The 22,547-nt window shown below is 71.4% G+C and carries 22 protein-coding genes; 8 read left to right on the top strand and 14 right to left on the bottom strand.

Annotated elements, in window-relative coordinates:
- Positions 1-22 precede the first annotated feature (22 nt).
- The gene (locus HDC37_RS08805) at positions 23-2,152 is read left to right on the top strand and encodes an alpha-galactosidase (RefSeq protein WP_179560014.1); all 2,130 of its coding nucleotides are present in this window, start codon (positions 23-25) and stop codon (positions 2,150-2,152) included.
- An 18-nt stretch (positions 2,153-2,170) separates the two neighbouring features.
- Here HDC37_RS08805 and HDC37_RS08800 read toward each other — a convergent pair whose 3' ends face one another.
- From HDC37_RS08800 to HDC37_RS08785, 4 genes are all read right to left on the bottom strand, one after another.
- The gene (locus tag HDC37_RS08800; RefSeq protein WP_179560013.1) at positions 2,171-2,980 is read right to left on the bottom strand and encodes a DUF1206 domain-containing protein; all 810 of its coding nucleotides are present in this window, start codon (positions 2,978-2,980) and stop codon (positions 2,171-2,173) included.
- 32 nt (positions 2,981-3,012) lie between these two features.
- On the bottom strand, positions 3,013-4,611 hold the full coding sequence (locus tag HDC37_RS08795) for an HNH endonuclease signature motif containing protein (protein WP_179560012.1): 1,599 nt from the start codon (positions 4,609-4,611) through the stop codon (positions 3,013-3,015).
- Between the two features lie 121 nt (positions 4,612-4,732).
- The gene (locus tag HDC37_RS08790; protein ID WP_179560011.1) at positions 4,733-5,626 is read right to left on the bottom strand and encodes an aldo/keto reductase; all 894 of its coding nucleotides are present in this window, start codon (positions 5,624-5,626) and stop codon (positions 4,733-4,735) included.
- A 43-nt stretch (positions 5,627-5,669) separates the two neighbouring features.
- Positions 5,670-6,785: a Gfo/Idh/MocA family protein gene (locus HDC37_RS08785; protein ID WP_179560010.1), complete on the bottom strand. Its 1,116-nt coding sequence runs from the start codon at positions 6,783-6,785 to the stop codon at positions 5,670-5,672.
- A gap of 161 nt (positions 6,786-6,946) precedes the next feature.
- Here HDC37_RS08785 and HDC37_RS08780 point away from each other — a divergent pair, with 161 nt between their 5' ends.
- Both HDC37_RS08780 and HDC37_RS08775 read left to right on the top strand, forming a co-directional pair.
- Positions 6,947-7,180 (top strand): hypothetical protein, encoded by a 234-nt coding sequence (locus tag HDC37_RS08780; RefSeq protein WP_179560009.1) that lies wholly within the window; start codon positions 6,947-6,949, stop codon positions 7,178-7,180.
- 10 nt (positions 7,181-7,190) lie between these two features.
- Positions 7,191-7,670 carry a BLUF domain-containing protein gene (locus HDC37_RS08775; protein ID WP_308472152.1) on the top strand — a complete coding sequence of 160 codons (480 nt, stop codon included), beginning with the start codon at positions 7,191-7,193 and terminating at the stop codon, positions 7,668-7,670.
- Here HDC37_RS08775 and HDC37_RS08770 read toward each other — a convergent pair whose 3' ends face one another.
- Positions 7,671-8,396, bottom strand: coding sequence for a ThuA domain-containing protein (locus HDC37_RS08770; protein ID WP_308472151.1), 726 nt, complete (start codon positions 8,394-8,396; stop codon positions 7,671-7,673).
- A 123-nt stretch (positions 8,397-8,519) separates the two neighbouring features.
- Here HDC37_RS08770 and HDC37_RS08765 point away from each other — a divergent pair, with 123 nt between their 5' ends.
- Genes HDC37_RS08765 through HDC37_RS08755 form a run of 3 tightly spaced genes read left to right on the top strand, consistent with a single transcriptional unit; the run spans position 8,520 to position 10,589 of the window.
- Positions 8,520-8,969 carry an SRPBCC domain-containing protein gene (locus tag HDC37_RS08765; protein WP_179560008.1) on the top strand — a complete coding sequence of 150 codons (450 nt, stop codon included), beginning with the start codon at positions 8,520-8,522 and terminating at the stop codon, positions 8,967-8,969.
- 12 nt (positions 8,970-8,981) lie between these two features.
- Positions 8,982-9,338, top strand: a complete 357-nt coding sequence (locus HDC37_RS08760) for a YciI family protein (RefSeq protein WP_179560007.1) — start codon at positions 8,982-8,984, stop codon at positions 9,336-9,338.
- A gap of 21 nt (positions 9,339-9,359) precedes the next feature.
- Positions 9,360-10,589 carry an RNA polymerase sigma factor gene (locus HDC37_RS08755; RefSeq protein WP_179560006.1) on the top strand — a complete coding sequence of 410 codons (1,230 nt, stop codon included), beginning with the start codon at positions 9,360-9,362 and terminating at the stop codon, positions 10,587-10,589.
- Positions 10,590-10,659: 70 nt separating this feature from the next.
- Here the strand turns inward: HDC37_RS08755 and HDC37_RS08750 are convergent, their stop codons facing one another.
- Genes HDC37_RS08750 through HDC37_RS08740 form a run of 3 tightly spaced genes read right to left on the bottom strand, consistent with a single transcriptional unit; the run spans position 10,660 to position 14,944 of the window.
- Positions 10,660-10,983, bottom strand: coding sequence for a P-II family nitrogen regulator (locus HDC37_RS08750; RefSeq protein WP_179560005.1), 324 nt, complete (start codon positions 10,981-10,983; stop codon positions 10,660-10,662).
- On the bottom strand, positions 10,980-13,571 hold the full coding sequence (locus tag HDC37_RS08745; RefSeq protein ID WP_179560004.1) for a DUF2309 domain-containing protein: 2,592 nt from the start codon (positions 13,569-13,571) through the stop codon (positions 10,980-10,982). The genes HDC37_RS08750 and HDC37_RS08745 overlap by 4 nt, the downstream gene beginning before the upstream one ends.
- Positions 13,568-14,944, bottom strand: coding sequence for a proton-conducting transporter membrane subunit (locus HDC37_RS08740; protein ID WP_179560003.1), 1,377 nt, complete (start codon positions 14,942-14,944; stop codon positions 13,568-13,570). Before HDC37_RS08740 ends, HDC37_RS08745 begins: the two co-directional genes overlap by 4 nt.
- An 89-nt stretch (positions 14,945-15,033) precedes the next feature.
- Between HDC37_RS08740 and HDC37_RS08735 the strand changes: the two genes are divergently transcribed.
- A complete protein-coding gene (locus HDC37_RS08735) occupies positions 15,034-15,330 on the top strand; it encodes a helix-turn-helix domain-containing protein (protein WP_179560002.1) in 297 nt (98 codons plus the stop codon).
- Between the two features lie 97 nt (positions 15,331-15,427).
- Here HDC37_RS08735 and HDC37_RS08730 read toward each other — a convergent pair whose 3' ends face one another.
- From HDC37_RS08730 to HDC37_RS17170, 3 genes are all read right to left on the bottom strand, one after another.
- Complete coding sequence (locus HDC37_RS08730) at positions 15,428-16,786, bottom strand: aminotransferase class V-fold PLP-dependent enzyme (RefSeq protein WP_179560101.1); 1,359 nt, start codon at positions 16,784-16,786, stop codon at positions 15,428-15,430.
- Positions 16,787-16,983: 197 nt separating this feature from the next.
- On the bottom strand, positions 16,984-18,399 hold the full coding sequence (locus HDC37_RS08725) for an NtaA/DmoA family FMN-dependent monooxygenase (protein ID WP_179560001.1): 1,416 nt from the start codon (positions 18,397-18,399) through the stop codon (positions 16,984-16,986).
- A 17-nt stretch (positions 18,400-18,416) separates the two neighbouring features.
- Positions 18,417-19,127 (bottom strand): acyl-CoA dehydrogenase family protein, encoded by a 711-nt coding sequence (locus tag HDC37_RS17170; protein ID WP_308472150.1) that lies wholly within the window; start codon positions 19,125-19,127, stop codon positions 18,417-18,419.
- 126 nt (positions 19,128-19,253) lie between these two features.
- Between HDC37_RS17170 and HDC37_RS17165 the strand changes: the two genes are divergently transcribed.
- A complete protein-coding gene (locus HDC37_RS17165) occupies positions 19,254-19,562 on the top strand; it encodes a hypothetical protein (protein WP_257021379.1) in 309 nt (102 codons plus the stop codon).
- A gap of 67 nt (positions 19,563-19,629) precedes the next feature.
- Here HDC37_RS17165 and HDC37_RS08715 read toward each other — a convergent pair whose 3' ends face one another.
- From HDC37_RS08715 to HDC37_RS08705, 3 genes are read right to left on the bottom strand one after another with little or no spacing between them, the layout of a single operon-like run.
- Positions 19,630-20,826, bottom strand: coding sequence for an acyl-CoA dehydrogenase family protein (locus HDC37_RS08715; protein WP_308472156.1), 1,197 nt, complete (start codon positions 20,824-20,826; stop codon positions 19,630-19,632).
- 5 nt (positions 20,827-20,831) lie between these two features.
- Positions 20,832-21,494, bottom strand: coding sequence for a methionine ABC transporter permease (locus tag HDC37_RS08710; protein ID WP_179560000.1), 663 nt, complete (start codon positions 21,492-21,494; stop codon positions 20,832-20,834).
- A complete protein-coding gene (locus HDC37_RS08705) occupies positions 21,487-22,542 on the bottom strand; it encodes a methionine ABC transporter ATP-binding protein (RefSeq protein WP_179559999.1) in 1,056 nt (351 codons plus the stop codon). Before HDC37_RS08705 ends, HDC37_RS08710 begins: the two co-directional genes overlap by 8 nt.
- Positions 22,543-22,547: the final 5 nt, after the last annotated feature.

Genomic DNA, 22,547 nt, shown 5'->3' with positions numbered 1-22,547 from the left:
GTTTCCTGATAGAAATATTGGCATGAACCCCCCGGCTGACGTCCTTCACCTCCGACGCGGCGGCACGAGCGTCGTCCTCGATCTGTCGACCGCCCCTGCCCCGGCGATCGTGCACTGGGGCGCCGACCTCGGCGAGCTTGCCACTGCGGCGCTCTCCTCGCTCGCGATCGCGGCCCGCCCGCAGCGCGTCTCCGGCGGCCTCGACGCCACGCCGCGACTCACGGTCGTCCCCACCGAAGCGGCGGGGTGGGGGTTCACGCCCGCCATCGAGGGTCACCGGAGCGGCGCAGGCAGCAGCATCCTGTTCACTCTGGCCGAGGTCACCGCGGACCATCACTCGGCGACGCTCGAGCTCGTCGACGCCGAAGCGGGCCTGTCCGCGCGGGTCGAACTGACCCTGGGCGGCGCGGGAGTGTTCACCCAGCGGGTGACCCTGCGCAACACCGGCGACACGGCGTTCACCGTCGATCGGCTGCAGGCGACCTTCCCGCTGCCCTGGGATGCGACCGAGATCCTCGACACCACCGGTCACCATCTGCGCGAACGCGCGCCGCAGCGCCGGCCGATCGCCCTCGGCACTCACCTGCGCGAGAGCCGGCGGGGCCGGCCGGGTGCCGACGCCACCGTGCTGCTTGCCGCCGGGCGGCCGGGCTTCGGATTCGAGACCGGTCAGGTGCACGGCCTCCACGTCGCGTGGAGCGGCAACCACCGCGTGCTCGCCGAGCGCACGAGCAACGGCGACGCGTTCCTCGCCGGCGGCGAGCTGTTCCTCCCGGGGGAGGTCGTGCTCGCTCCGGGCGAGGAGGTCACGACACCCCCCGTGATGGGGTCGTGGGGCGAGGGTCTCAGCGAGCTCTCCCACCGCTTCCACGACGAGTGGCGGGCGCGGCCGCAGCATCCGGCCCGTCCTCGTCCGATCACCCTCAACACGTGGGAGGCGGTGTACTTCGACCACGACCTCGCCCGGCTGACCGCCCTCGCCGACGCCGCCGCCGAGGTGGGAGTGGAGCGCTTCGTGCTCGATGACGGCTGGTTCCTGGGGCGGCGCGACGACACCGCGGGGCTCGGCGACTGGATCGTCGATCCGGACGTCTGGCCCCGGGGGCTGCATCCGCTCGTCGATCACGTGCGCGGCCTCGGGATGGAGTTCGGCCTCTGGGTCGAGCCTGAGATGGTCAATCCCGACAGCGAGCTGGCCCGCCGGCATCCGGACTGGATACTCCGCGGCCGGGCCGACCTGCCCCCGTCGGCGCGGCAGCAGCAGGTGCTGAACCTCGCGCACCCCGACGCGTATCGCTACATCTCCGAGCGCCTGCACACCCTGCTCGAGGAGTATCCGATCGCGTACCTGAAGTGGGACCACAACCGTGATCTCGTGGACGCTGCCGCCGGCCCCGGTGGGGCGGCACGGGTGCGCGCGACCACGCTCGCGCTCTACCGGCTGCTCGACGAGCTGAAGGCCGCGCATCCCGCGCTCGAGATCGAGAGCTGCGCGTCGGGCGGGGCACGGGTCGATCTCGGGATCCTCGATCGCACCGACCGGATCTGGACGAGCGACAGCCTCGACCCGCTCGAGCGCCTCCCCAACCAGCGGTACACGGGGCTCGTGGTGCCCCCGGAGATGATGGGCGCGCACCTGACGACCCCGCACCTGCACACTTCGGGCCGGACCGTCGATCTCGAGCTGAGCGCCGCGGTGGCACTCATCGGGCACTTCGGCATCGAGTGGGACCTCACGGCCACCGACGCGCCGACGCGTGCGCGCATCGCGGGGTGGGTGGCGTATGCGAAATCGCTCCGGGACATGATCGCCACCGGACGGACGGTGCACGTCGACGGCGCTGACCCGGGGGTGGACGTGCGCGGTGTCGTCGCCGCCGATCGTTCGCGGGCCATGTTCACGATCGTGCAGACGGTGACGGATGCCGCGTGGCCACCCGGGCGCGTGCGGATGCCGGGGCTCGACGACGACCGCCTCTACCGGGTGGCGGTGTCTCCGCTCACCGGCGGGCAGGGCGCGGGGCAGTCGCCGCTGGAGTGGGCGATATCGGACACGGTGCTGACCGGGCGGCAGCTGTCGGTGGTGGGACTACGGCCGATGGTTCAGCAGCCGCAGCAGGCGATCGTCGTGGATGTGACCGCGGCGGATTGACGCTGCGTCAGGGCGGCGTCACATGCGGGCGTAGCGGGCGCGCGCGAAGCAGAACAGGCCGTAGAGGATCAGTCCCGCGCCGACGATCCAGAGGATGATCTGCCCGAACGGCAGCTGTGCGAGGCTCTGGAGCGCTCCGTCGAGCCCGCCCGCGGCCTCGGGGTCGTGGGTCAAAGCGGCGACGACGAAGAGGATGCCGGCGACGCCGACGGCGATGCCCTTGGCGATGTACCCGGCGATGCCGAAAGCGACGATCGCCTTCCGGACCTTCGCGCTCGGCAGATCCAGCTTCTCTTCGAACTTCTTCGTGGCGCCCTTGTAGACGAAGGCGCCGCCGATCGCGAGGACCACCAGCCCGATGAGGACGAGCACGAAGACTCCGCCGGGGGCGGCGAGCAGCTGAGCGCTGAGCGACTGCGTCGATCCCGACGATGAGGTGCTTCCGCCCAGCGCGTAGATGAGGGCGGTCACGGCGATCGCGATGTAGGCCGCGGCCGTGCCGAGGTGCTTCACGCGCCTGCCCCACTTCTTCTTGCTGTCGCCGTCGGAATCCGCGGCGAAGAACGCCTGGGCGATCTCGAACAGGGCGAGGGCGGCCAGTCCGATGACGATGATCCAGAGAACGACCAGGCCGAACGGAGTCTCTCGGATCTGCGACATCGCGCCGCTCTGGTCGGCGGAGGCGCCCCCGGCGCCGGTGGCGATGGTGATCGCGATGCTGCCGATGATGATGTGGAGGAGTCCGAGGACCGCGTACCCGACGCGGGCCACTGCGCGGAACGCGGATGATGAGTGCGCCGACCGCGCCGCCTGCTTCGCCGTGCTCATGCCGAAACGGTATCCCTCCGGTCTCGCGCCGGTCACGTGTTGACGCGCCCGCCTCGAACGTGCTGTGGCCCGCCGAGCCGCCCGTCGTTTCGTTGAGCGAGGAGCGCAGCGACGAGACGAAACGCCCCGAGGCACCTGGTCGGGCTGCGGTGAAGCGGAGGGGGGCTGCGTGATCGCAGCTGCACGGGTGGCGGCTTCTTCCCGGTGAGGGGGTCGGTCGGTGTGTGCAGCCAGTACGTGTCGGTGCCGTCGGGGGCGCGTTCACGCGTGATCCATTGGCCGCGGTTATGAAGGCCCAGGTGGCAGTTACGACACAGGGGCACACCGTCATCGACGTCCGTGCGTCCACCGTGGGACCAGTGGGTGAGGTGATGGATCTCGGTCCAGCTCATCGGGGCGGTGCAGTGCTCTCCGATGCACCCGCCGTGGCGGGAGGCGATCGCAAGACGTTGTTTCCGTGTGAAGAGGCGCTGTTCTCTCCCGACATCGAGGGGCCTTCCGGTGCCGTCGTGGATGACCGGGATTCTTCCCGCGTCGCACAGGTACGACTCGACGACTCCGCCGGGAAGGGCGGCGCCACCGTCTTCGAGGCGCCCGACTCCGGTGGCCCGGATCCGGGTGACGCCGTCGGGGTCGGTCGTGGCGGTCAGTGTGTCGGCGGTGACGAGGATCCGCACCCCCGGTTGCCGGTCCCCGAACGACTGGGCAGGGTCCGCGGCGGCACCGGTGCGCAGGACTGTCAGCACCGTGTCGTACTGCACCTGCTCGTTCGAGCGGTCATCCCGCGCAGACTCAGCTCCCGCGGCCGCGGAGGACTCTACGAACCGGGGGCCGCGGCGGGGGCGGAGAGCCGCGAACAGGATCGACTGCACCCACGCGGCCCCGTCGTCATCGAACGCGATCTTCGCGTGATGCTGCCCGCGCTCATCCGTCCACGTCCGAAACGACCGCTCTGCGAACCGTTCCTCGAACCGGATGGTGACCCCGACCGGGTCCAGCCGGTCCCTGGCGATCCGGGCGGCGTTCCGCAGCTCCTCGACGGGGAACACCTCCGCCTCCTCCAGCAGCATCTCCACCGCGGTCGCCCACGCCGCCGGAAGAAACCCCGGGTCCAGGTCCGGGTACCGCTCGATCGGCGGGTCGCCGAGGCCGTCGCGGATCGCCCGGAACTGCGCCTGCGTCACCATCCCGCCGGTCAACGCCTCTCGTAGCAACCGCAGCCACTCCGGGGTCGCCGGAACCGCTGGCGCGAGATCCGTGCCCGGGGCCGCCGGCGGCGGGACACTCGGAGTCAGGTCCTCACCGGTCTTGACCGCCCGGTTCACATCCGCCCGCGTCTGCCCCGTGATCGTCTGCACCAGCGACGCCCCGTTGCGGTGCCCCTTCCGCTGCGCCAACCCGTCATACCCCAGCTCCCGCGCCGACCGCCTGTTCGCCTCGACCGCGGCAGCCGCGACGATCACGTCCACCGCCGCTCGGACCTCCGCCGCGTCTGACAACACGGCCAGCAGATCCTCGTCGCCGAGCCCGCCGACGACCTCGGGCACAGCCCCCGTCACGCCCACGCGACCGGCGACCCGCGCCGCGGCATCCAGCATCCGCTGGGCCGGGGCGAGGTCTGCATCGGTCATAGAACAAATCTACGAGACACCTCCGACATCGCCTTCAGCGGACGTCGCGGCCCACCCCCGCTCGCGTTTCGTCTCGTTCCGCCCGCTCAACGACCGGAACGCCCGCTGCGTTCCGACCGCGTCACTCCGGGTCGATGCCGACCGAGTACGACAGCCGTTCGACCTCGTCGGCGGTGAGCTCGAGATCGGCCGCAGCCGCCGAGTCCACGATGGATGCCGCACGACGGGCACCGGGGATCGGGATGACGTTGTCGGCGAGCGCGAGCTCCCACGCGAGGACGACGCGCTGCGGGCTCACATCGTGCGCCGCTGCGACCTCGGCGAAGGCCGAGAACCGGTCGCCGACGGTGCGCGCTCCCCCGCCCGTGCCGCCCAGCGGACTCCAGGGCAGGAAGGCGATTCCCTGTCGCGCGCAGTGACGCAGCTCGTCGATCGAACCCGGATGCTTCGGCGAGAACTCGTTCTGGACGCTCGCCAGGTTGCCCTCGCCCAGCACCTCCACGGCAATGTCGATCTCCTCCACACTCGCGTTCGAGATGCCGATGTGGCGGATCAGGCCCTCCTCCTGCAAGACCTTCAGGTTCTGCATGATCTCGCCGTAGACCACCCAGCGGTCGGGCCGGTGGTACTGGTAGAGCTCGATGGCGTCGACGCCCAGGATCCGCAGCGACCGCTCCACGGCGCCGCGCAGGTACGCGAGCGAACCGTCGCGACCCCACGTCTCACCCTCCGACCGCGTGATCCCGCCCTTGGTGGTGACGAAGACCGTCGACGCGTCGCCGTCCCAGGTGCGCAGCGCCTCGGCCACGATCTCCTCGTTGTGACCCATCTGGTCCCACTGCGGGGCGTAGATGTCGGCGGTGTCGATGAGGGTCACCCCGGCGTCGAGGGCGGCGTGGACGGTGGCGACCGCATCTTCGCGTGTCGGGAACACCCGGTCGTTGTTCATCGACAGGGGCATCGCCCCCAGTCCGATCGCCGAGACGGTGCGACCGGCGAGTGAACGGTACTTCATGAGGCTTTCTCCTTCTCTCGAGGGGATGGGTGACATCGCCTGCTCAGCGCGGCAGCGCGCCGAAACGCGTCAGCGGCACCGGTGCGGGTCGTTCGACGGTCGTCGCGAGCTCGACCCAGCTCCGCTCGGCGGCAGCCTCGAGCAGCGACGTCATGATCTCCAGCACATGCAGCGCCATCGCGCCGCTCGCGCGTCCACCGTCCGGCCGCAGGAAGTCGATGAGTCCTACGCCGCGACCCGCACCGACGTAGCCGGCACCCGTGGGAACGTCGGCCCACTCCTGCGCGCCGTGGCGTCGCATCCGCACCTGCCCGTCGAAGTGATTCGGGTCGGGAGCCTGCAGGCTTCCGGCCTCGCCGTGGACCTCGATCGGCGGCGCTGCGGTCTGCCCCCCGTCGAAGCTGAAGGTCACCGTCGAGATCGCGCCGCCCTCGTGAACGAGGGTGCCCGTGACGTGCGTGTCGACCTCGACCGGGATCTCCTCACCCGCTCGCGGGCCCGTGGCGATGCGTCGGATGTCGCGCGAGCGCGATGAGGCCCCACTCACCCGCACGACCGGACCGAGCAGCTGGACGAGGGAGGTGAGGTAGTACGGGCCCATGTCCAGCAGCGGCCCGCCCCCTTCGCGGTAGTAGAAGTCGGGGTGCGGATGCCACGACTCGTGTCCGCCCGAGGTCCACGTCGCGATCGCCGCGACCGGCCGGCCGATGAGGCCGGCGTCCACGGCGGCGCGCGCGGTCTGAATGCCGGTGCCCAGAACCGTGTCGGGTGCCCCGCCGAGCCACGCACCGGCCGGAACGGCGTCGACGACGGTCTTCGCGTCCACCAGGGTGGCTGCGAGCGGTTTCTCGCCGTAGATGTTCTTCCCCGCGGCGAGCGCCTGCAGGGCGATCTCCGCGTGCGCCGCGGGGATCGTGAGGTTCAGCACCGTGTCGACCCGTGGGTCGCTCATCAATTCGGCAACGGAGACGGCCCGACATCCCGGGATGTCACGGGCCACGGTCTCGGCCCGGTCGACGTCGAGGTCGGCGACGGCCACGACGGCCACATCATCGCGCCCTCGGAAGGTGGTGAGGTACTGACCCGAGATCACCCCGAGGCCCACGATCCCTATCCCGTGGGGGCCAGCGGGAGTGCCCGCGTCGCTGCCGGTCGCCATCGATGCGCCCCTTCGCCTGTGGATCGAACCCTCCCCACCTTGCCATGTCACCGGTCCCACGTGGCACAGCCACCGCACGGCTACCGGATGCGCTCCAGGTGTGACACGCTGAGGGTCACGCGTGGATCCACCGGCGCGCAACAGGATGAGTAGGCAGGCTCGTGAATCATCGAGGCACCAGTCCTGGCGCCGGCGTCATCTGGTCGCGCGTGGAAGACGGATTCCATGTCGGAAGCCGCAACGGCGCACTCCTCGGGTACATCATCCGGGAGCGCGACCGCCGGTTCACCGCCTACGACATGCGCTCCCGGCCGGTCGGGAAGTACCCCGACCTGACCGAGGCCATGCACGGGCTGGCGGCGGTGACACTCGGGATCGGCTACGACCGCAGATGAGGGAGATCGGGTGAGGGAAAGCACAGCCACGCGTGGGCACGACCCGTCCGACGACCTTCTGTCGGTGCTCTACACCAGCACATCCCGTGAGCCGATGGACGACGGTCAGCTCACGGAGCTCCTCGCGACGAGCCGTGCGAAGAACGCCGCTGCCGGCATCACCGGGCTCCTGGTCTACCGGGCGGGGCGCTTCTTCCAGGTGATCGAGGGCCCGGCCGCCGTGGTCCGCACCCTCTACGACCGGATCGTCGCCGACCCGCGTCACCACTCGGTGCGCACCCTCGTCGAAGATCGCGTCGACGAGCGCCACTTCGGCGAATGGACGATGGGGTTCGAGCGCGTTGCCGATCATGAGGAGGCCGTTCCCGTCGGGTTCCGCAGCACGTTCGACGATCTGGATGACGCCCAGGGCGCCGCCCCGACGGTCCGCGCGGCGCGGGAGCTCAGCCTGTGGTTCCGGGTGCGGTCGCGCGAAGCGACGTCCTTCTGATCAGGCGCGCTCGCGCGCGGCCCACGTCATGCCGCGCTCGACGATGGTGCGCACGCGTTCGTCCTGCAGCACGTCGACGCTGTGACCGGGGGTGGCCACGAACACCCGGCCGCTCCCCCACGCTCGCGTCCACACCGCGGGCGACGTGATGGGCCGGTGCCACGGGTGATGCGGCTGCACCGGGTGGGTGGTGGTCGCCAGGACGTCGTTGAGGTCGTCGTGGAGCACCCAGTACTGCTCGGTGACGAGGTCGATGTCGCCGATGCCGCGGGTGATCTCGTGATCGCGCCCGAGCGGCGTGATCTCGATCGTGTGCGGCAGGAAGTTGTCGCTCTCGTTGCCGGCGCGCTCGGCGGGGGCCTTTGCAGGGTGCGTCGCGAACTGGCCCCCGATGAGCTGCAGGTAGTCCGAGCTGCCCCGGTACGAGTCGGCGATCCCGCCGTGCCAGCCGGCGAGTCCGGTACCCGCCGCCACGGCGTCGCGGAGTCCCCGGAGCGCCTCGGCGGAGATCTCCGACATCGTGACGCTCTGCACGATGAGGTCGGTCTCGGCCATCGCCTCGGCATCGGCGTAGACGGCGTTGGAGTCTTCGATGCGCACCGCGAAACCCTGATCACGCAGGAAGGGCACGAAGAGGTCGGTCGCCGCGACTGGCTGATGCCCCTCCCATCCTCCGCGCACGATGAGCGCACGGCGCTCGGGCTGGTCTCCTGCTCGATCGTTCACCGCTCACCTTTCCGTAACCCGGCACACACTACCCGCGAAGAGGTTCTTCCCGGGCCTTTGTCGAAACGGAGAAGGTCCGCACGTCTTCCCGTTAGCGCCACCGTGGCGCGCAGAGAGGACATCATGTCGACCCAGAAGATCCAGCTCGCCATCAAGGCTTCGCCCGCAGAGGTCTGGCGAGCACTCACCGACCCGGCGATCTCGCCTGCCTACTATTACGGCTTCGAAGCGCATTTCCCCCGGGGCGCCGGGTCGCCATACTCGTACGTGTCGAACGGTCGCGAGGTCATCACCGGCACCGTCACCGATCTCGTCGAGGGAGAGCGGCTGAGCATGACGTTCCGTGGAGCGTGGACACCGAGCGTCGCCGAGCTGCCCGAAAGCCGCGTGACCTACGTCCTCACCGACACCGCGATGGCGATACCCGGACTCACCCAGCTCACCCTCATCCACGAGGACCTGCCCGCCGGCCCCGCCGCCGACGACATCGAGCGCGGCTGGGTGCTGATCCTGTCCGGACTGAAGACCCTGCTCGAGACCTCGGCGTCGCTCGTGCCGGCACCCGTCGCCTAGAAGGGAAACCCCATGCAGTTCGCGATCCTGGCCATGGAGGCCGAGGCCGATTACGCAGACCGCACCGATCCGGTCGCCGCAGATGCCTACTGGGCCTCGTGGGCCGGGTACGTCGTGGCCCTGGAGCAGAGCGGGGTCCTGTCGGCGGCCGCGGGCCTGCAGCCGCCGGGAACGGCGACCACCCTCCGGATGCGGGGCGGCGACGTCGAGGTGCAGGACGGGCCCTTCGCCGAAGTCAAGGAGCACCTGGGCGGGATCTTCCTCATCGACGTCCCCAACCTCGATGAGGCGATGGTATGGGCGGCGCGCTGCCCGGCCGCCGCGCGGGGCTCGGTCGAGGTCCGCCCTGTACTGCCGCCGATGTCCTGACCTCTGCGCCCAGGAGTTCGGATGACACACCTCCCCGTGCAGCCCGACGAGGCGCTCGCCGACGCTCACCGAGAGCTCTTCGGGCGTCTCGTCGGCTGGCTCTTCCGCCGCAACGGCGACCTGCAGGCTGCCGAGGATGCCGTGGCGACAGCATTCGCGCAGGCGATCACCGCCTGGCGGGAGGGCGGGGTGCCGCGGTCTCCCGAGGCCTGGCTCCGGGTCGCGGCGCGTAACGCCGCGATCAGCGCAGCGCGCCGCCGCACCCGGGACGTCCTCGTCGCCCCCGAGGAGATGATCGTCATGGCGGTGACCGATGACGAGCTCACCGAATCGGCCCCCACCCAGGACGACGTCCTCACCCTGCTCTTCGTGTGCGCGCACCCGGCGATCGACGAGAGGATGCACGCCCCGCTGATGCTGCAGGCCGTGCTCGGGGTCGACGCGGCGCGGATCGCCGCGGTTTTTCTCGTGCCGCCGTCCACCATGGGCCAGCGTCTCAGTCGGGTGAAGACGAAGATCCGCGACGCGGGAATCCGCTACCGCGTGCCGTCACCCGAAGACCTTCCGACGCGGGTGGGAGCGGTGCTGCGAGCGATCTACGCGGCGTACGGGGCATCCGATGCGCTCATCGACGAGCTCGGCGGCGATCGCCCGGCCCTGCGCACCGAGGCACTGCGCCTGGCCGAGATGATGACGACCCTTGTCCCCGACGACCCAGAAGCGCGGGGACTCTTCGCGCTCCTGCTCCACACCGAGAGCAGGCGCGCGGCGCGCTTCGTCAACGGTTGGTTCGTCCCGCTCGGGGCTCAGGACACGCGGCTGTGGTCGGCGGTGCTCCGTGCGCGCGGCGATGACGAGCTCCGCCGCGCGGCGGCGCAGGGCCGCCTGGGGCGATTCCAGCTCGAGGCGGCCATCAGTGCCGTCCATTCGGCGCGCGCCGAGACCGGCACCACCGACTGGCGGGCGGTGGTCGCTCTGTATCGCGGCCTCCTGCAGATCGCGCCGTCGACCGGCGCGAGGATCGGCTCCGCCGCGGCACTCGTCGAGGTAGGCGAGGCCGACGCTGCGGCTCGCGCACTGGCCGTGCTCCCGTCATCCGTGGTCGCCGACCATCAGCCGTACTGGGTCTGCCTCGCGCGGGTCGAAGCGGCACGCGGACGGGTCGCCGAGGCGGCGGACGCGACCCGCCGCGCGGTGGGCCTTACGACCGACCCGCGCGTGCGCGCCCACCTCCTCGGCGGGGCCGGCTGACGGCCCCGGCGTCCCGTGTCGGTGCTCGACACGCGCCCCTCGGCGGGCTGACCGCCCCCGCACGCGCCGGTCACGCGAAGTAGTCGGGGCGGCTCACGGCGGTCGGCGAGACGAACATCACCCCCGAGGTGCGGTCGAGGATCGGTCGGATGCCCGCGACGATCGCATCCGCCCGATGATCCGGCACCACCGTGATGAGGAGCGTCAGCGCGTCGTGTTCGTTGAAGAGCATCCGTCCACCACGGACGCCGTGGTGGCCGAAGCCCGAGACGCCCGAGACCGAGGTGTACCCGCGGGCGCCGACGGAGCGGATGAGCTCGGCGACGTCGGCGGCGTCGTCTCCCGGCACGACGATCTCGATCTTGGTCATCGGGGTGAGGGCGGTCGTGCTCATCGTGAAGCCTCCAGGTTCTCGAGGGTGGACGCGGGGGTGTCGGCGGGAACGGCGTTGAGGTCGGGTTCGGCCACCCAGCCGTAGGGTCCGAAGCGGAGCCAACGGTCGGTGTCATGCTCGCGGGCGCGCAGCGTGATCCACTCCTTGTCGACGAGGTCGCGGACGACCTCCGCCGACTCCAGAAGGAGGTTGAGGCGGGCGAACGGCGCCTGCACGAACACCTGCAGGCGCACCGGCTCGTGCGCGAGTTCGCCGCCCACCCCGACCGACTGCCACGGCAGGCCGATCCGCAGGTCGCCGCCGTACCCCGAGAGCACGCCGATGGTCCCGACGACGTTGTGGAGGGGCTTCGGCCCGGCACCGAATCGGTCGGGTGAGAGAGCGGATGCTGCGTACTGCGCGTTGATCCACTGCGCGACGATCATCGGGGCGGTGAGGATCGTCTCCAGTCCCGAGCCGTCGGGGTCGGCGTCGGCGTCATAGCTGTGGAGGAAGGCTCGGCGGCCGAGGTCGTGTCCGGCGGTGATGCTGCGCGGCCCCACGATGAAGGCGGCGTTGCCCGCAAGGCCCCACTCCGGGTACACCTCCGCCCAGTCAGCCCCGCGACGTGCGGTCTCCCGCAGCGGGTCCGCGCCGGCGGCGCCGGGCAGCACCGCCAGCCGTTCCGCGGCGTGCCCTGCGCGAGCGCGGTCGAACACGGCCTCCAGCACTTCGACGTCGTCGGCGTGGGTGGCGGGGATCGCCCACGGTTCGAGCAGCCGCACGGCGTCGGTGACGGTGTCGTGCTGGGCCGCGACGAAGAGGGTGTCGTCGGGAATAGCGATGCCGCGCTCTGCCAACCGGGCACGGGTGGGCGGGTCGTTGAAGACAAGGGCGGCCGCCCGGGCGTTGGGTGCGCCCTCGTGTCCGCCGCAGGCGCCGCACTGCAGCGCCGACGCGTAGGGGTTGTTCGTCACCGCCGCGCCATGACCGGCGAGCACGACGAGGCGCGCGAAGCCGTCGACGAGGCCCATCATGCGCAGGGCCGCCTCGGCGTAGAGCACCCGCTCGTCGAGGTTCATCGCGACATCCGCGTCGAGCCGGGTCGCCGGTTTCGCCGGCAGCAGCCGACCGACCTGCTCCACGAGCGCCCGCCACCCGGTCGGGCTGACGGTCCGGGCAGCCATCGCGGGGCCCATGAGCCACCCGGCGGTCTCGGCCAGAGCGAAGGGCGCGATCGTCGAGTCCTTGACCCGCCCGAAGGTGCCGCGCAGGGCATGACCGCAGGCGAGTCGCCCCTGCCAGCGAGCGAGGGGCTCGTGGTCTGAGGAGGACTCCGACACGGCGCGCCTCGGGGTCAGGAGCACCGGGCAGGATGCGACGGCCGGCCCGCCCGCGGCGCTGCGGAACCAGATCGGCACGGCGAAGAAGCCGGCGAAGCCGAGCGTCTCGACACGCCCGGCTGCCTCGAGGTGGCGGCGGATGCCCTCGGACCGCGGGTCGATGCAGAACACCGCCTGGGCGATCGGTCGCTCTGCGGAGGGACCGACGGGCCGGAGCACCGGGGCGATCGCGGGGGCGAGCCGACGGGCGACCCCGCGCTCATAGGCCTCCTGCCAGATCGCCCGCCGACTCGCCGGGTCGACGAGGCTCAGCACGCGGGACAGCCCCTGCCGCACCGCGGGATCCGTGACATCCACACCCGCCGCCCGGCCGACGACGTCGATCCTGTCGTCGTCGGGCGCCGGCGGATCCGCCGTCCGGCGGGTGTACCCGAGCTCTTCGGGGGTGATGTCGTGATCGTCGAGGAGGAGGGATTCGAGGGTGACCCTCAGGGCGATGAGGGCGGTCACCGACATCCGCTCGTTCCCCGTCATCGCAGCGTGTCGCACCGCCGCCGTCCACCCGGGCTGCGCGAGCACGTGCGCCCGCAGGTACTGCGTCGCGGTCGCGTCGTCCCACTCCCACTGCCCGAGCACGTCGGCGATGGCGTCTTCGGGGTGGGTCGGCGACCAGCGGATGCCGGAGCGCACGCGTCGCGGAAGACGCAGGTCGAGCGGGGCCAGCCGGCGCCACGCCTCCCACAGGCCGACGTCCTCCGTTCGCCGTGACCACGAGGCGTCGGCGAAGGCGGCGCTGAGCCAACGGCCGACGTGTTCGTCGATGCGCGCATGCACCTTCGGCGAGCGCAGCGCCGCCGGCGTCCGCAGCGTCGGGTGCGGTGAGGGGCCCTCGGGCGCGTGGCACAGGTCGAGCAGGAGCAGCTCACCGACCGTCACCTCCTTCTCGCCGCAGCAGAGGATGCGACGGCTCCGCGCCTCGGCGACGTGGAACGCGATCGCGTGGCGAAGGTCGTCTTCGGTGATCCTTCCCGCGTCGAAGAGCTGCCGGAACACGGGCTCGGGGTGAGTGAGGCCCGCATCGTGATCGGCCGCGACGGCCCGGATGGCGTCTTCGAAGCGCAGGCGCTCGTAGTCGGCGACGGGGTTTCGCGCGATGAAGGTCTCGAGCGGGTAGTGCGGCGAGATCGCGCGCGCCGCGGCGGCGACCATGCCGCGGATCGTGGCGCGCTGCTCGAGGACGCTGTCGTGCAGGGAGGGGACGGTCATGACGCGCTCCGGTATTCACGAGGGCCGGACGATCCGGCGGGAACGGACGAGGAGACCGGCAGGGGCGGACGCCCCCAGCCGAGGGCGAAGACGTACGCGCGATCCGCGAGCGCTCCCCGCGTCTGCGCGAGGAACGCGACGGCGAGGCCTGCGGCGAAGGTCGCGACGGCGAGCGCGGGCGGCATGGCCGCAGCGGCGGGCGGAAGGCCGAGGAGCCCGCCCAGGCCGCCCACGGCGAAGACGTAGGTCACCACGGCGCCCCCGACGAGTGCGACACCGGCCAGCCGTGCTGCGGAGGAAAGCGCGCCCCCGGCGAGCTGCGCGGCGGCGACCGCGGCGGTGGTGACGACGAACAGCAGGAGCACCGCCGAGGGGCTCGTCCACGCCGCCGTGCCGATCACCGCGGCGACGGCGACGGCGATCACCGCGAGGGCGGCGAGCAGCGGCATCCGAGGGTCCCGGTCTGTGCGCGGGGCGGCGCGTCCGGAGACCGCCCGCTCCATGGCCGACCCGGCACCGAGGAAGAGGCTCGCCTTGAACAGCGCGTGCCCGACCACATGCACCAGGGCGACGGCGAAGGCCCCGAGGCTGCAGGCGACGAGCATGAAGCCCATCTGCGCCGCCGTGGACTGGACGAGTCTGCCCTTGACGTCGCTTCGGGTGAGCATCGCCGCACCGGCGATGACGACGGTGAGGGCGCCGGACACGCCGACGACGAGGGGCCCGGCGAACGAGGGGACGGCGTCGGTGCGCAGCAGCAGCAGAGCTCCGGCGTTGACGAATCCGGCGTGGAGGAGGGCGGAGACCGGTGTCGTGCTCGCGACCGTCGCGGACAGCCAGCCGTGGAAGGGCACCGAGGCGGCGCGGGCCACCGCGGCGACCGCGATCAGTGCGCCGACGGCAGCAGCGGCGACGGGGCCGAGGTCGGCGAGGTCGGCGAATCCCGTGGTGCCGAGCGACGCCACGGTGAGGGCGACGGCGCCCCAGAGGGCGAGGTCGCCGACGACGAAGGCGACACCGGCCCGACGGACGGCCACCGCGGTCTGCGGCGCTCCACCCGTCGCGAGCAGGAGCGCCATGAAGACACTCGCCGCGCTCCACCCCGCGGCCAGGACGACCAGCGTCGATGCGGTGACGGCGACGACGCTCGCCCCGGCGAATGCCGTGGAATAGGCCAGGAACCGGCCGGCACGCGGGTCGCCGCGCAGGTGCCGCCTGCTGAAGGACTGCACCACCCCCGTGAGGCCGACGACCAGCACAGTGAGCACGGCCCCGACGACGTCACCGCGGGCCACGGCGACGCCGAGCCCGGCGAGGAGGGTGACGACCAGCACCAGAGTCGGCGCGAGAGAGCGGAGGGTCGGCCAAGTCATGCGTCGCACAATACCTGTATTTGATTACCGGTGTCAAAGCACCCGTTTTAGACCGCCGCCCTTCCGGGCCCCGCGGGTAGGATCGGATCATGAGCGGATGGACCTTCATGACCAATCACGCTCACGTGCTGATCTACGTCGCCCGCGATCCCGGCGCGCGGGTGCGCGACATCGCCGACGCCGTCGGCATCACCGAGCGCACGGCCCAGGGGATCCTCAGCGACCTCGTCGATGCCGGTTACCTGCGGCGAGAGAAGTCGGGCCGGCGCAATCGCTACGAGTGCGTGGAAGACCTGCCGCTGCGGCATCCGATCGAGAGCGACCATCTGATCGGCGAGCTGCTGGCGACGCTCACCAAGCCCGGCCCCCGGGCCTCCGGCGGTTGACGGTCACCGCGCCGAGACCCACCTGTGCCGTCGAGACGCAGCGCGCCGCGGTCGGTGTCGGCGGGGGAGGTCTGTTTCGGGGCCCGGGGCGTCGCGGTCAGGCCAGCGAGTCGAGGATCTCGCCCAGCAGCTCGTCGGTCGTGAGTGGTGAGATGAGGGCGATGCGCAGCACAGGTTCGCCGCGGTGCGAGCTGGGCACGACGAAGGCGCGCTGCTCATCGAGCAGCCGGTCGGACCACGCCTCGTACTCTGCGAGCGACCATCCCTCACGACGGAACACCACCACCGACAGGTCGGGCTCGCGCACGAGCGACAGCTCGGGACGACGGCGGATGTCATCGGCGAGGCGCTTCGCGCGCGAGACCGCATCGGCGATCGTCACCCGGTACTGCTCGGTGCCGTGCACGGCGAGGGAGAACCACAGCGGCAGACCGCGCGCCCGGCGGGTCAGCTGGATGGCGAGGTCGGACGGGTTCCAGTCGAGCGAATCGGTGAGGGTGTCGAGGTACTCGGCCTTCTGCGTGTGCGCCTGGATCGCCGGCACCGGGTCGCGGTAGATGAGCGCGCAGGCGTCGAAGGGCGCGAACAGCCACTTGTGCGGATCGACGATGACCGAATCGGCCTGCTCCACTCCGGCGAACAGCGGTCGCAACTCCGGGGACAGCATCGCCGCGAGTCCGTAGGCGCCGTCGACGTGGAACCACACCCCCGCCTCGCGCGCCGCGGCGGCGACCGAGGCGATGTCGTCAACGATGCCGAAGTTGGTCGTGCCGGCGGTGGCGACCACGGCGAAGACCCGATCACCGTGCGCGTCGAGCACCGCGCGCACCGCGTCGCCCCGCAGCCTGCCGTCGTCCCCCACCTCGGCGGTGAGCACATCGACATCCATGACCGCCGCCGCCGAGGCGATCGACGAGTGCGCCTCGGCGCTGCAGACGACGGCCCAGCGGGCGGGTGCCGGGCGCTCGGCGTCGACGGCTCGACGGCGCGCGTGATCCCGCGCGGTGACGAGGGCTGAGAGATTGCCGATCGTGCCGCCCTGCACGAACACCCCGCCCGCCGAGGCGGGAAGGCCGAACTCGCCGGCGAGCCAGCGCAGCACCTCGTTCTCGGCGAAGACGGCGCCGGACCCCTCCATCCACGAGCCCCCGTAGATCGCGGATGCCGACACGACGACGTCGAACGCGAGGGCGGCCTTCGACGGTGCGGACGGGATGAAGGAGAGGTATCCGGGGTGGTCGGTGGACAGGCACGCCGGAGCGAGCACGTGCTCGAAGAGGGCGAGCGCGCGCTCGGACCCCATGCCGTCGGGGCGGATCGAGTCGCCGGCGAGCCGTCGGAGATCGGCGAGGCGCATCGCCCGATCGAGCGGGACGTCGGGGTACAGCGCCCGGCGGCGGGCGTACTCGAGCACCTGGTCGACGACGGCGGTGGTCTGCGGGGTGATGGCGTGCATCCGCGCGGCGTCACTGCCGGGGGCGCCGTCGGGGAGGCCGCCCCGGGCGGGGGTTTCGGGGGTCACCCGGCGATTCTAGGGTTCGTGAGCGGCACATGGGAGGAGATCGACGCACGGGAGGACGCTGCCTCCGCTGCCATCCTCCCCTGCGTCGATCTCCTCCGGTGTGCGGGCGACACCGCGAACCGGTGCGCGCCTCACACCGAGAACCGCAGCGGCTCGCGGCTCGACCGCACCCCGGCAGCCCCGCGGTACGCGGCCGCCGGATGGGGGGCGGCGAGCCGCGGCCCCTTCCCGAACAGTCGCTCCCGGAGCGTCTGCGGCTCGGCGGGCCGCTCCCGGATGCGCCCGCGGCGCCGCAGCTCCGGCACCACCAGCTCGACGAAATCCCGCGCGGTGTCGAAGGAGTGGTACTGACGCAGGTTGATGCCGTCCACCCCGTCCTCGTCGAGCCAGCGCTCGATCTCGTCGGCCACCACGGCGGGGGTGCCGGCGACGAAGAAGCGTCCCTCCCGCTGTGCGGCGAAGCGATCGAGCACCGCGCCGACGGTCGACGACCCGTCGATCGGACCCATCGCCCCGGGCGCCAGCCCCGCCTCGGCGAGCGCCGCAGCGATCGTCTGCTCCCGCTGCAGGCGGGGAAGATCCAGGGGCAGGCTCGCGTGCGCGAGGATCCCCTCGAGGCTCTGCCGCTCCCGATAGCGACGCCACTTGTCGGCCGCCTCCTCCTCGGTGCGCCCGACCACGACGCCCGCCTGCACGATGAACTTCACATCGTCGCCCGATCGGCCGCTCTCCTCGGCGGCCGCCCGCATGTCGGCGGCGTGGCGGCGGAAGTCTTCGGCGGTGCGGCCGCCGGTGAAGACGAGTTCGGCGTGCCGCCCCGCGAACGCGATCCCCGCGGGTGACTGCGTCGCCTGATAGAGGACCGGCGTCCGCTGTGGAGACGGTTCGACCAGGTGCGGCCCCGCCACCCGGAAGTGCTCGCCGACGTGGTCGACGTAGCGCACCATCTCGGGCCTGGCGAACACCCCGTTCTCCTGGTCGGCGACGACGGCGTCGTCATCCCATGACCCTTCCCACAGCTTGTAGACGACCTCGAGGAACTCGTCGGCGATCTCGTAGCGCTCGTCGTGCGGGATCTCCTCGGCCAGGCCGAAGTTGCGGGCGGCGTTGGGCAGGTAGGAGGTGACGATGTTCCACCCCACGCGCCCGCTCGTCAGGTGGTCGAGCGTCGACATGCGCCGCGCGAAGGAGAACGGCGGCTCGTAGCTGGTAGAGAACGTCACCCCGAATCCGAGGTGCCGCGTGACGGCCGCCATGAGCGGAATCACCAGCAGCGGGTCGTGCGACGGGATCTGCAGCCCCTCCTTCACCGCGGTGTCGGGCCCGCCGCGGAAGGTGTCGTACGCGCCGATGACGTCGGCGAGGAAGACGCCGTCGAAGCCGCCCTCCTCGAGGATCTGGGCGAGCTCGGTCCAGTACCCGATCTCACCGTGCCGGTGACGGTTGTTGTCGGGAAGCGTCCACAGCCCGTGGGTGATGTGGCTGACGGTGTTCATCTCGAACAGGTTCAGGATGAGCGGCTTCTTCTCGCGGGACGCAGAGGTCATGAGGGAATTCTTCCGGGTCAGGCTTCGCCGCTGGTCCACCAGGCGACGATCGGGGTGCTGTTGACGATGTGGTCGCCGACGATGCGGGCCTTGTAGCGCGCGGGGTTGTGCGAAGACAGGGCGCGGGCGTTCCGCCAGTGCCGGTCGAGCGCGAGCGACTCGCCCAGGGCGCTCGCTCCGCCGACCTCGAACAGTTCGGTCGCTGCCCGCAGCACGGTCGGGACGATGACGAGCTGGGCCTGCGCGGTCGCGAGATCAGCGGTGGAATCCGGATGCTGCGCCTCGGCCGCCCGCTGGAGCGCCGCGACCGCGCGGCCGAGCGCCGCGTCGGCGGCGAAGGAGGCGGCGGACAGATCGCCGACGACCTCCTGCACGAGGGGATCGTGACGCGGCAGGTCGGCGCTCGCGTGGGAGAAGGAGCGGGTGCGTTCCCTGACGTACCGCGCGGCGTCGTCGACGACGGCGCGCCCGATGCCGGTGAGCGCGGCGAGCAGCACCAGCTGAACGAACGCGCCCGCGTGACCGGGCGCCGCGGGGCGGGCGAGGACGTCGTCCGCTTCCACCCGGACGCCGTCGAAGATCGTGGTGCCGCTGCCGGTCATCCGCTGTCCGAACCCGTCCCAGTCGTCCACCCGGGTCACCCCGGCGGCGTCCGTCGCGACGAGCACGCTGACCGGATCGGCGCCGAAGCCGAGTGAGGGATCGGGAGTGGCGAGGACGCCGACCACGTCGGCGAAGAGGGTTCCGGTGCTGTAGAACTTGCGCCCGTCCAGGCGCAGACCGCGCTCGTCGCGGGACAGCGTCGTCGCATACGAGCCGACGCCCGCCGGGCCCCGCTCGAAGGTCGCGTTGCCGTGGATCGCGCCGTTCGCGACACGCGCGAGGCGAGCGCGAGCGGTCGCGGCATCCGCGCCGTGGAGGGTGCGATCGATGAACGAGAAGTGCGAGCGGAGAAGCTGGGAGAGATTCGGGTCGCGGCGGGCGAGCTCGGCGAGGAGCTCGAAGAGCGTGAGATGGTCGACCGCCTCTCCGCCGAGGTCGCGGGCAGCGTGACCCGCGTGAAGCCGGACGCCCGCAGAAGCTCGACCTCGGCGAACGGCAGCCGCCGCTCGTTCTCCCGCGAGACAGCACCGGCGCCGATCTCGTCGAAGACCGCCCGGTAGCGCTCGACGATATCGCGGGTGTCCGTGCGCGGCTCCGCGTGGTTCTCGAGCACGCGAGACGGCGGCGTCATCGCCCGGGCGCCTTCCACTCGGGCAGCGTGCCCCGCAGCTCCCACTGACCGATCGCGCGTGTGCGCTGGACGGTCGGGTTGTGCGAGGCGATCGTCCGCACGTTCCGCCAGTGACGGTCGAGCGCGGCGTTCGCACTCACCGCCGAGGCCCCGCCGACCTCGAAGAGCCGTGTCGCGGCATCCAGGATCAGCCGAGGAACGACCTCCTGCAGCCGGTAGACCTCGAGCTGCAGCGCGCGGAACCGATCGGCATCCGCGCCGACGTGGTCATCAAGCGCCTCGCCGAGCTCGGCGGCGACCGACAGCACGAGGCGCCGCGCCGCTGCGGCCGCGGCACTCACCTCGCCGACGACGAGCTGGACGAGGGGGTCGTCGGCGGGGAGCGTCTCACCCGCGAAGCCGAAGGTCCGTCGCCTCGGCCGCACGAACGCGACGGTGTCGTCGAGCGCGCGCTGGGCGATGCCGGCGACGACGGCCAGGAGGGTGAGCTGGAAGACGCTCCCGAGCGCCGCCCATCGCCGCGCGTCGTCGACCGACGCGATCACATCGCGCGGATCGACCGGCACCCGATCGAAGGTCGTGGTGCCGCTGCCGGTGAGGAGCTGGCCGAAGCCGTCCCAGTCGTCGACCGGACGAACGCCCGGGTGCGCCGCTGCCACGGTGACCGCGACGCGCTCGTCGCCGTCGAGCGCGGCGAGGTGGATCCAGTCGGCGTAGATGCTGCCGGTGGTGTAGTACTTCGTGCCGGTGAGCAGCAGCTCGTCGCCGACCCTGTCGATGCGGGTGTCCAGGCGCGCGGTGCTCTGCCGCTCGGACTGGGCGTTGCCGATCAGGTCGCCGGCGAGGATGCGACGCCACCACCGGTCATCCGCTCCCCCACCCTGCGCGCGGAGGTCCTCGACGAAGGCGACGTGGCCGCGCCAAAGGTGCCCGAGGCTCGCGTCGGCGGCGGACAGGCGGATGACGCGCTCGATGACCTCCGCGAAGGCGAGGTCTTCGCCCCCGTGCGCCGCCGGCACCCGGAGCGCGCCGAACCCCAGGGCGCGGAGCTCGGCGACCTCGTTGAAGAGCAGTTGCCGGTCGCGCTCGCGGTCCACCGCGCCCGCGGCGACCCGCTCGAGAAAGGCGGCGAAGCGGTCATCCCGCGGATCGTCCTCCTGTGCCCGGGCGCTCGGGATCGCCGCGGCGTCCACGGCGCTCAATGCAGCACCCGCTTCGCGACGGCGTTGCCGATGAGCTGTGCCAGCTGCACCAGCACGATGAGGGTGACCACGACGATCAGCACCGTGATCCAGTCGAACCGCGCGTAGCCGAACTTCAGCGCCAGGTCACCGAGCCCCCCTCCCCCGACGACGCCCGCGACAGCCGTGGCATCGACGAGGGCGACGAGGATGTAGGTGAGCCCGAGCGTCAGCGGCCCGAGCGCCTCGGGCACCACGATCGTGAAGAGCACGCGTGCGGGACTCGCACCCATCGCCGCTCCCGCCTCGATCGATCCCGGATCGACGGCGACCAGATTCGACTCCGCGACGCGCGCGATCGCGACGCTCGCGACCAGCACGAGCGGCAGCGTGGCCGGGAGCGGGCCGATGCCAGTTCCGAACACGAGCCGGGTGAGGGGGATCAGCGCGATCGCGACGATGAGGAACGGGATCGGCCGGATCACGTTGATCACGACGTTCATCACCCCGAAGATCACCCGGTTCTCCAGCAGATTCCCCGGCCGTGAGGCGTACAGCAGGAGTCCCAGGAGGATCCCGATGACCGCGGCGCCGAGGAACGCGACGGAGACCATCAGCCCAGTCTCGGCGAGCGCCCGGAAGAAGCGAGGGAGGAACGCCTCGAGGTCGAAGTCACGCATGCGCGGCCTCCAGGACTCGGGTGCCGGTCAGCTCCGACACGGTGGTCACGGCGCGAAGGCCGTCGAGGGCGTCGTCGACATCGGACGGCAGGCCCACGAGCTCGACCGTCAGCGTGCCGAAGGTGCGGCCCTGCAGTTCGTCCACACCGCCGTAGATCACGTTCGCGTCGACGCCGTGGTCACGCGCGACCCGGGAGAGCACCGTCCCCGCACCGTCGTCGTCGGCGATCCGCACCTGCACCAGCCGACCCGGGTGGCGCGCACGCAGTCGGTCGAGCGTCTCGGCGGAAGGGACGTGGCGGAGCACCGACGACACGAACCGTCGCGAGGTCGGATTCCGGGGGTTCGAGAAGACGTCGTAGACGCTTCCCGTCTCGACGACCCGGCCGCCGTCCATGACCGCGACGCGGTGGGCGATCTCGCGCACCACGTCGACCTCGTGGGTGACGAGCACGATGGTCACGCCCTGCTCCCGATTGATCCGCGTGAGGAGCTCGAGCACCTCGCCCGTCGTCTGCGGGTCCAGGGCGCTGGTGGATTCGTCGGAGATGAGGATGTCGGGGCCCGTCGCCAGCGCCCGGGCGATGCCCACCCGCTGCTTCTGCCCGCCCGAGAGCTGCGAGGGGTAGGCGAGCGCCTTGTCGGAGAGGCCGACGAACTCCAGCAGCTCCTCGACGCGGTCGACGATCTGCTCGGCCGTGTAGCCCGCGAGCTTCAGCGGGTACGCGATGTTCTTGAACACCGTGCGCGAGCGCAGCAGGTTGAACTGCTGCTGGAAGATCATTCCGATGTTCCGGCGAGCGGCGTAGAGCTCGCGGCCCGTGAGGGAGGAGATCTCCACACCGTCGACGACCACGCGTCCGGAGGTCGGACGCTCCAGGGCGTTGACGGTGCGCAGGAGGGTGGACTTGCCGGCTCCGGAGTACCCGACGATCCCGAAGATCTCACCGCTGTCGACGGTGAGGTCGACCGAGCGGAGGGCATCGATGCGGCGTCCCCTGACCGTGAAGGTCTTCGACACATCCTCGAAGGAGATGGCGGTCGTCATGTCGC

This window comes from Microbacterium sp. AK009 (assembly GCF_013410955.1).
Classification (GTDB): Bacteria; Actinomycetota; Actinomycetes; order Actinomycetales; family Microbacteriaceae; genus Microbacterium.
This window is presented reverse-complemented; position numbering and strand designations above follow the sequence as displayed.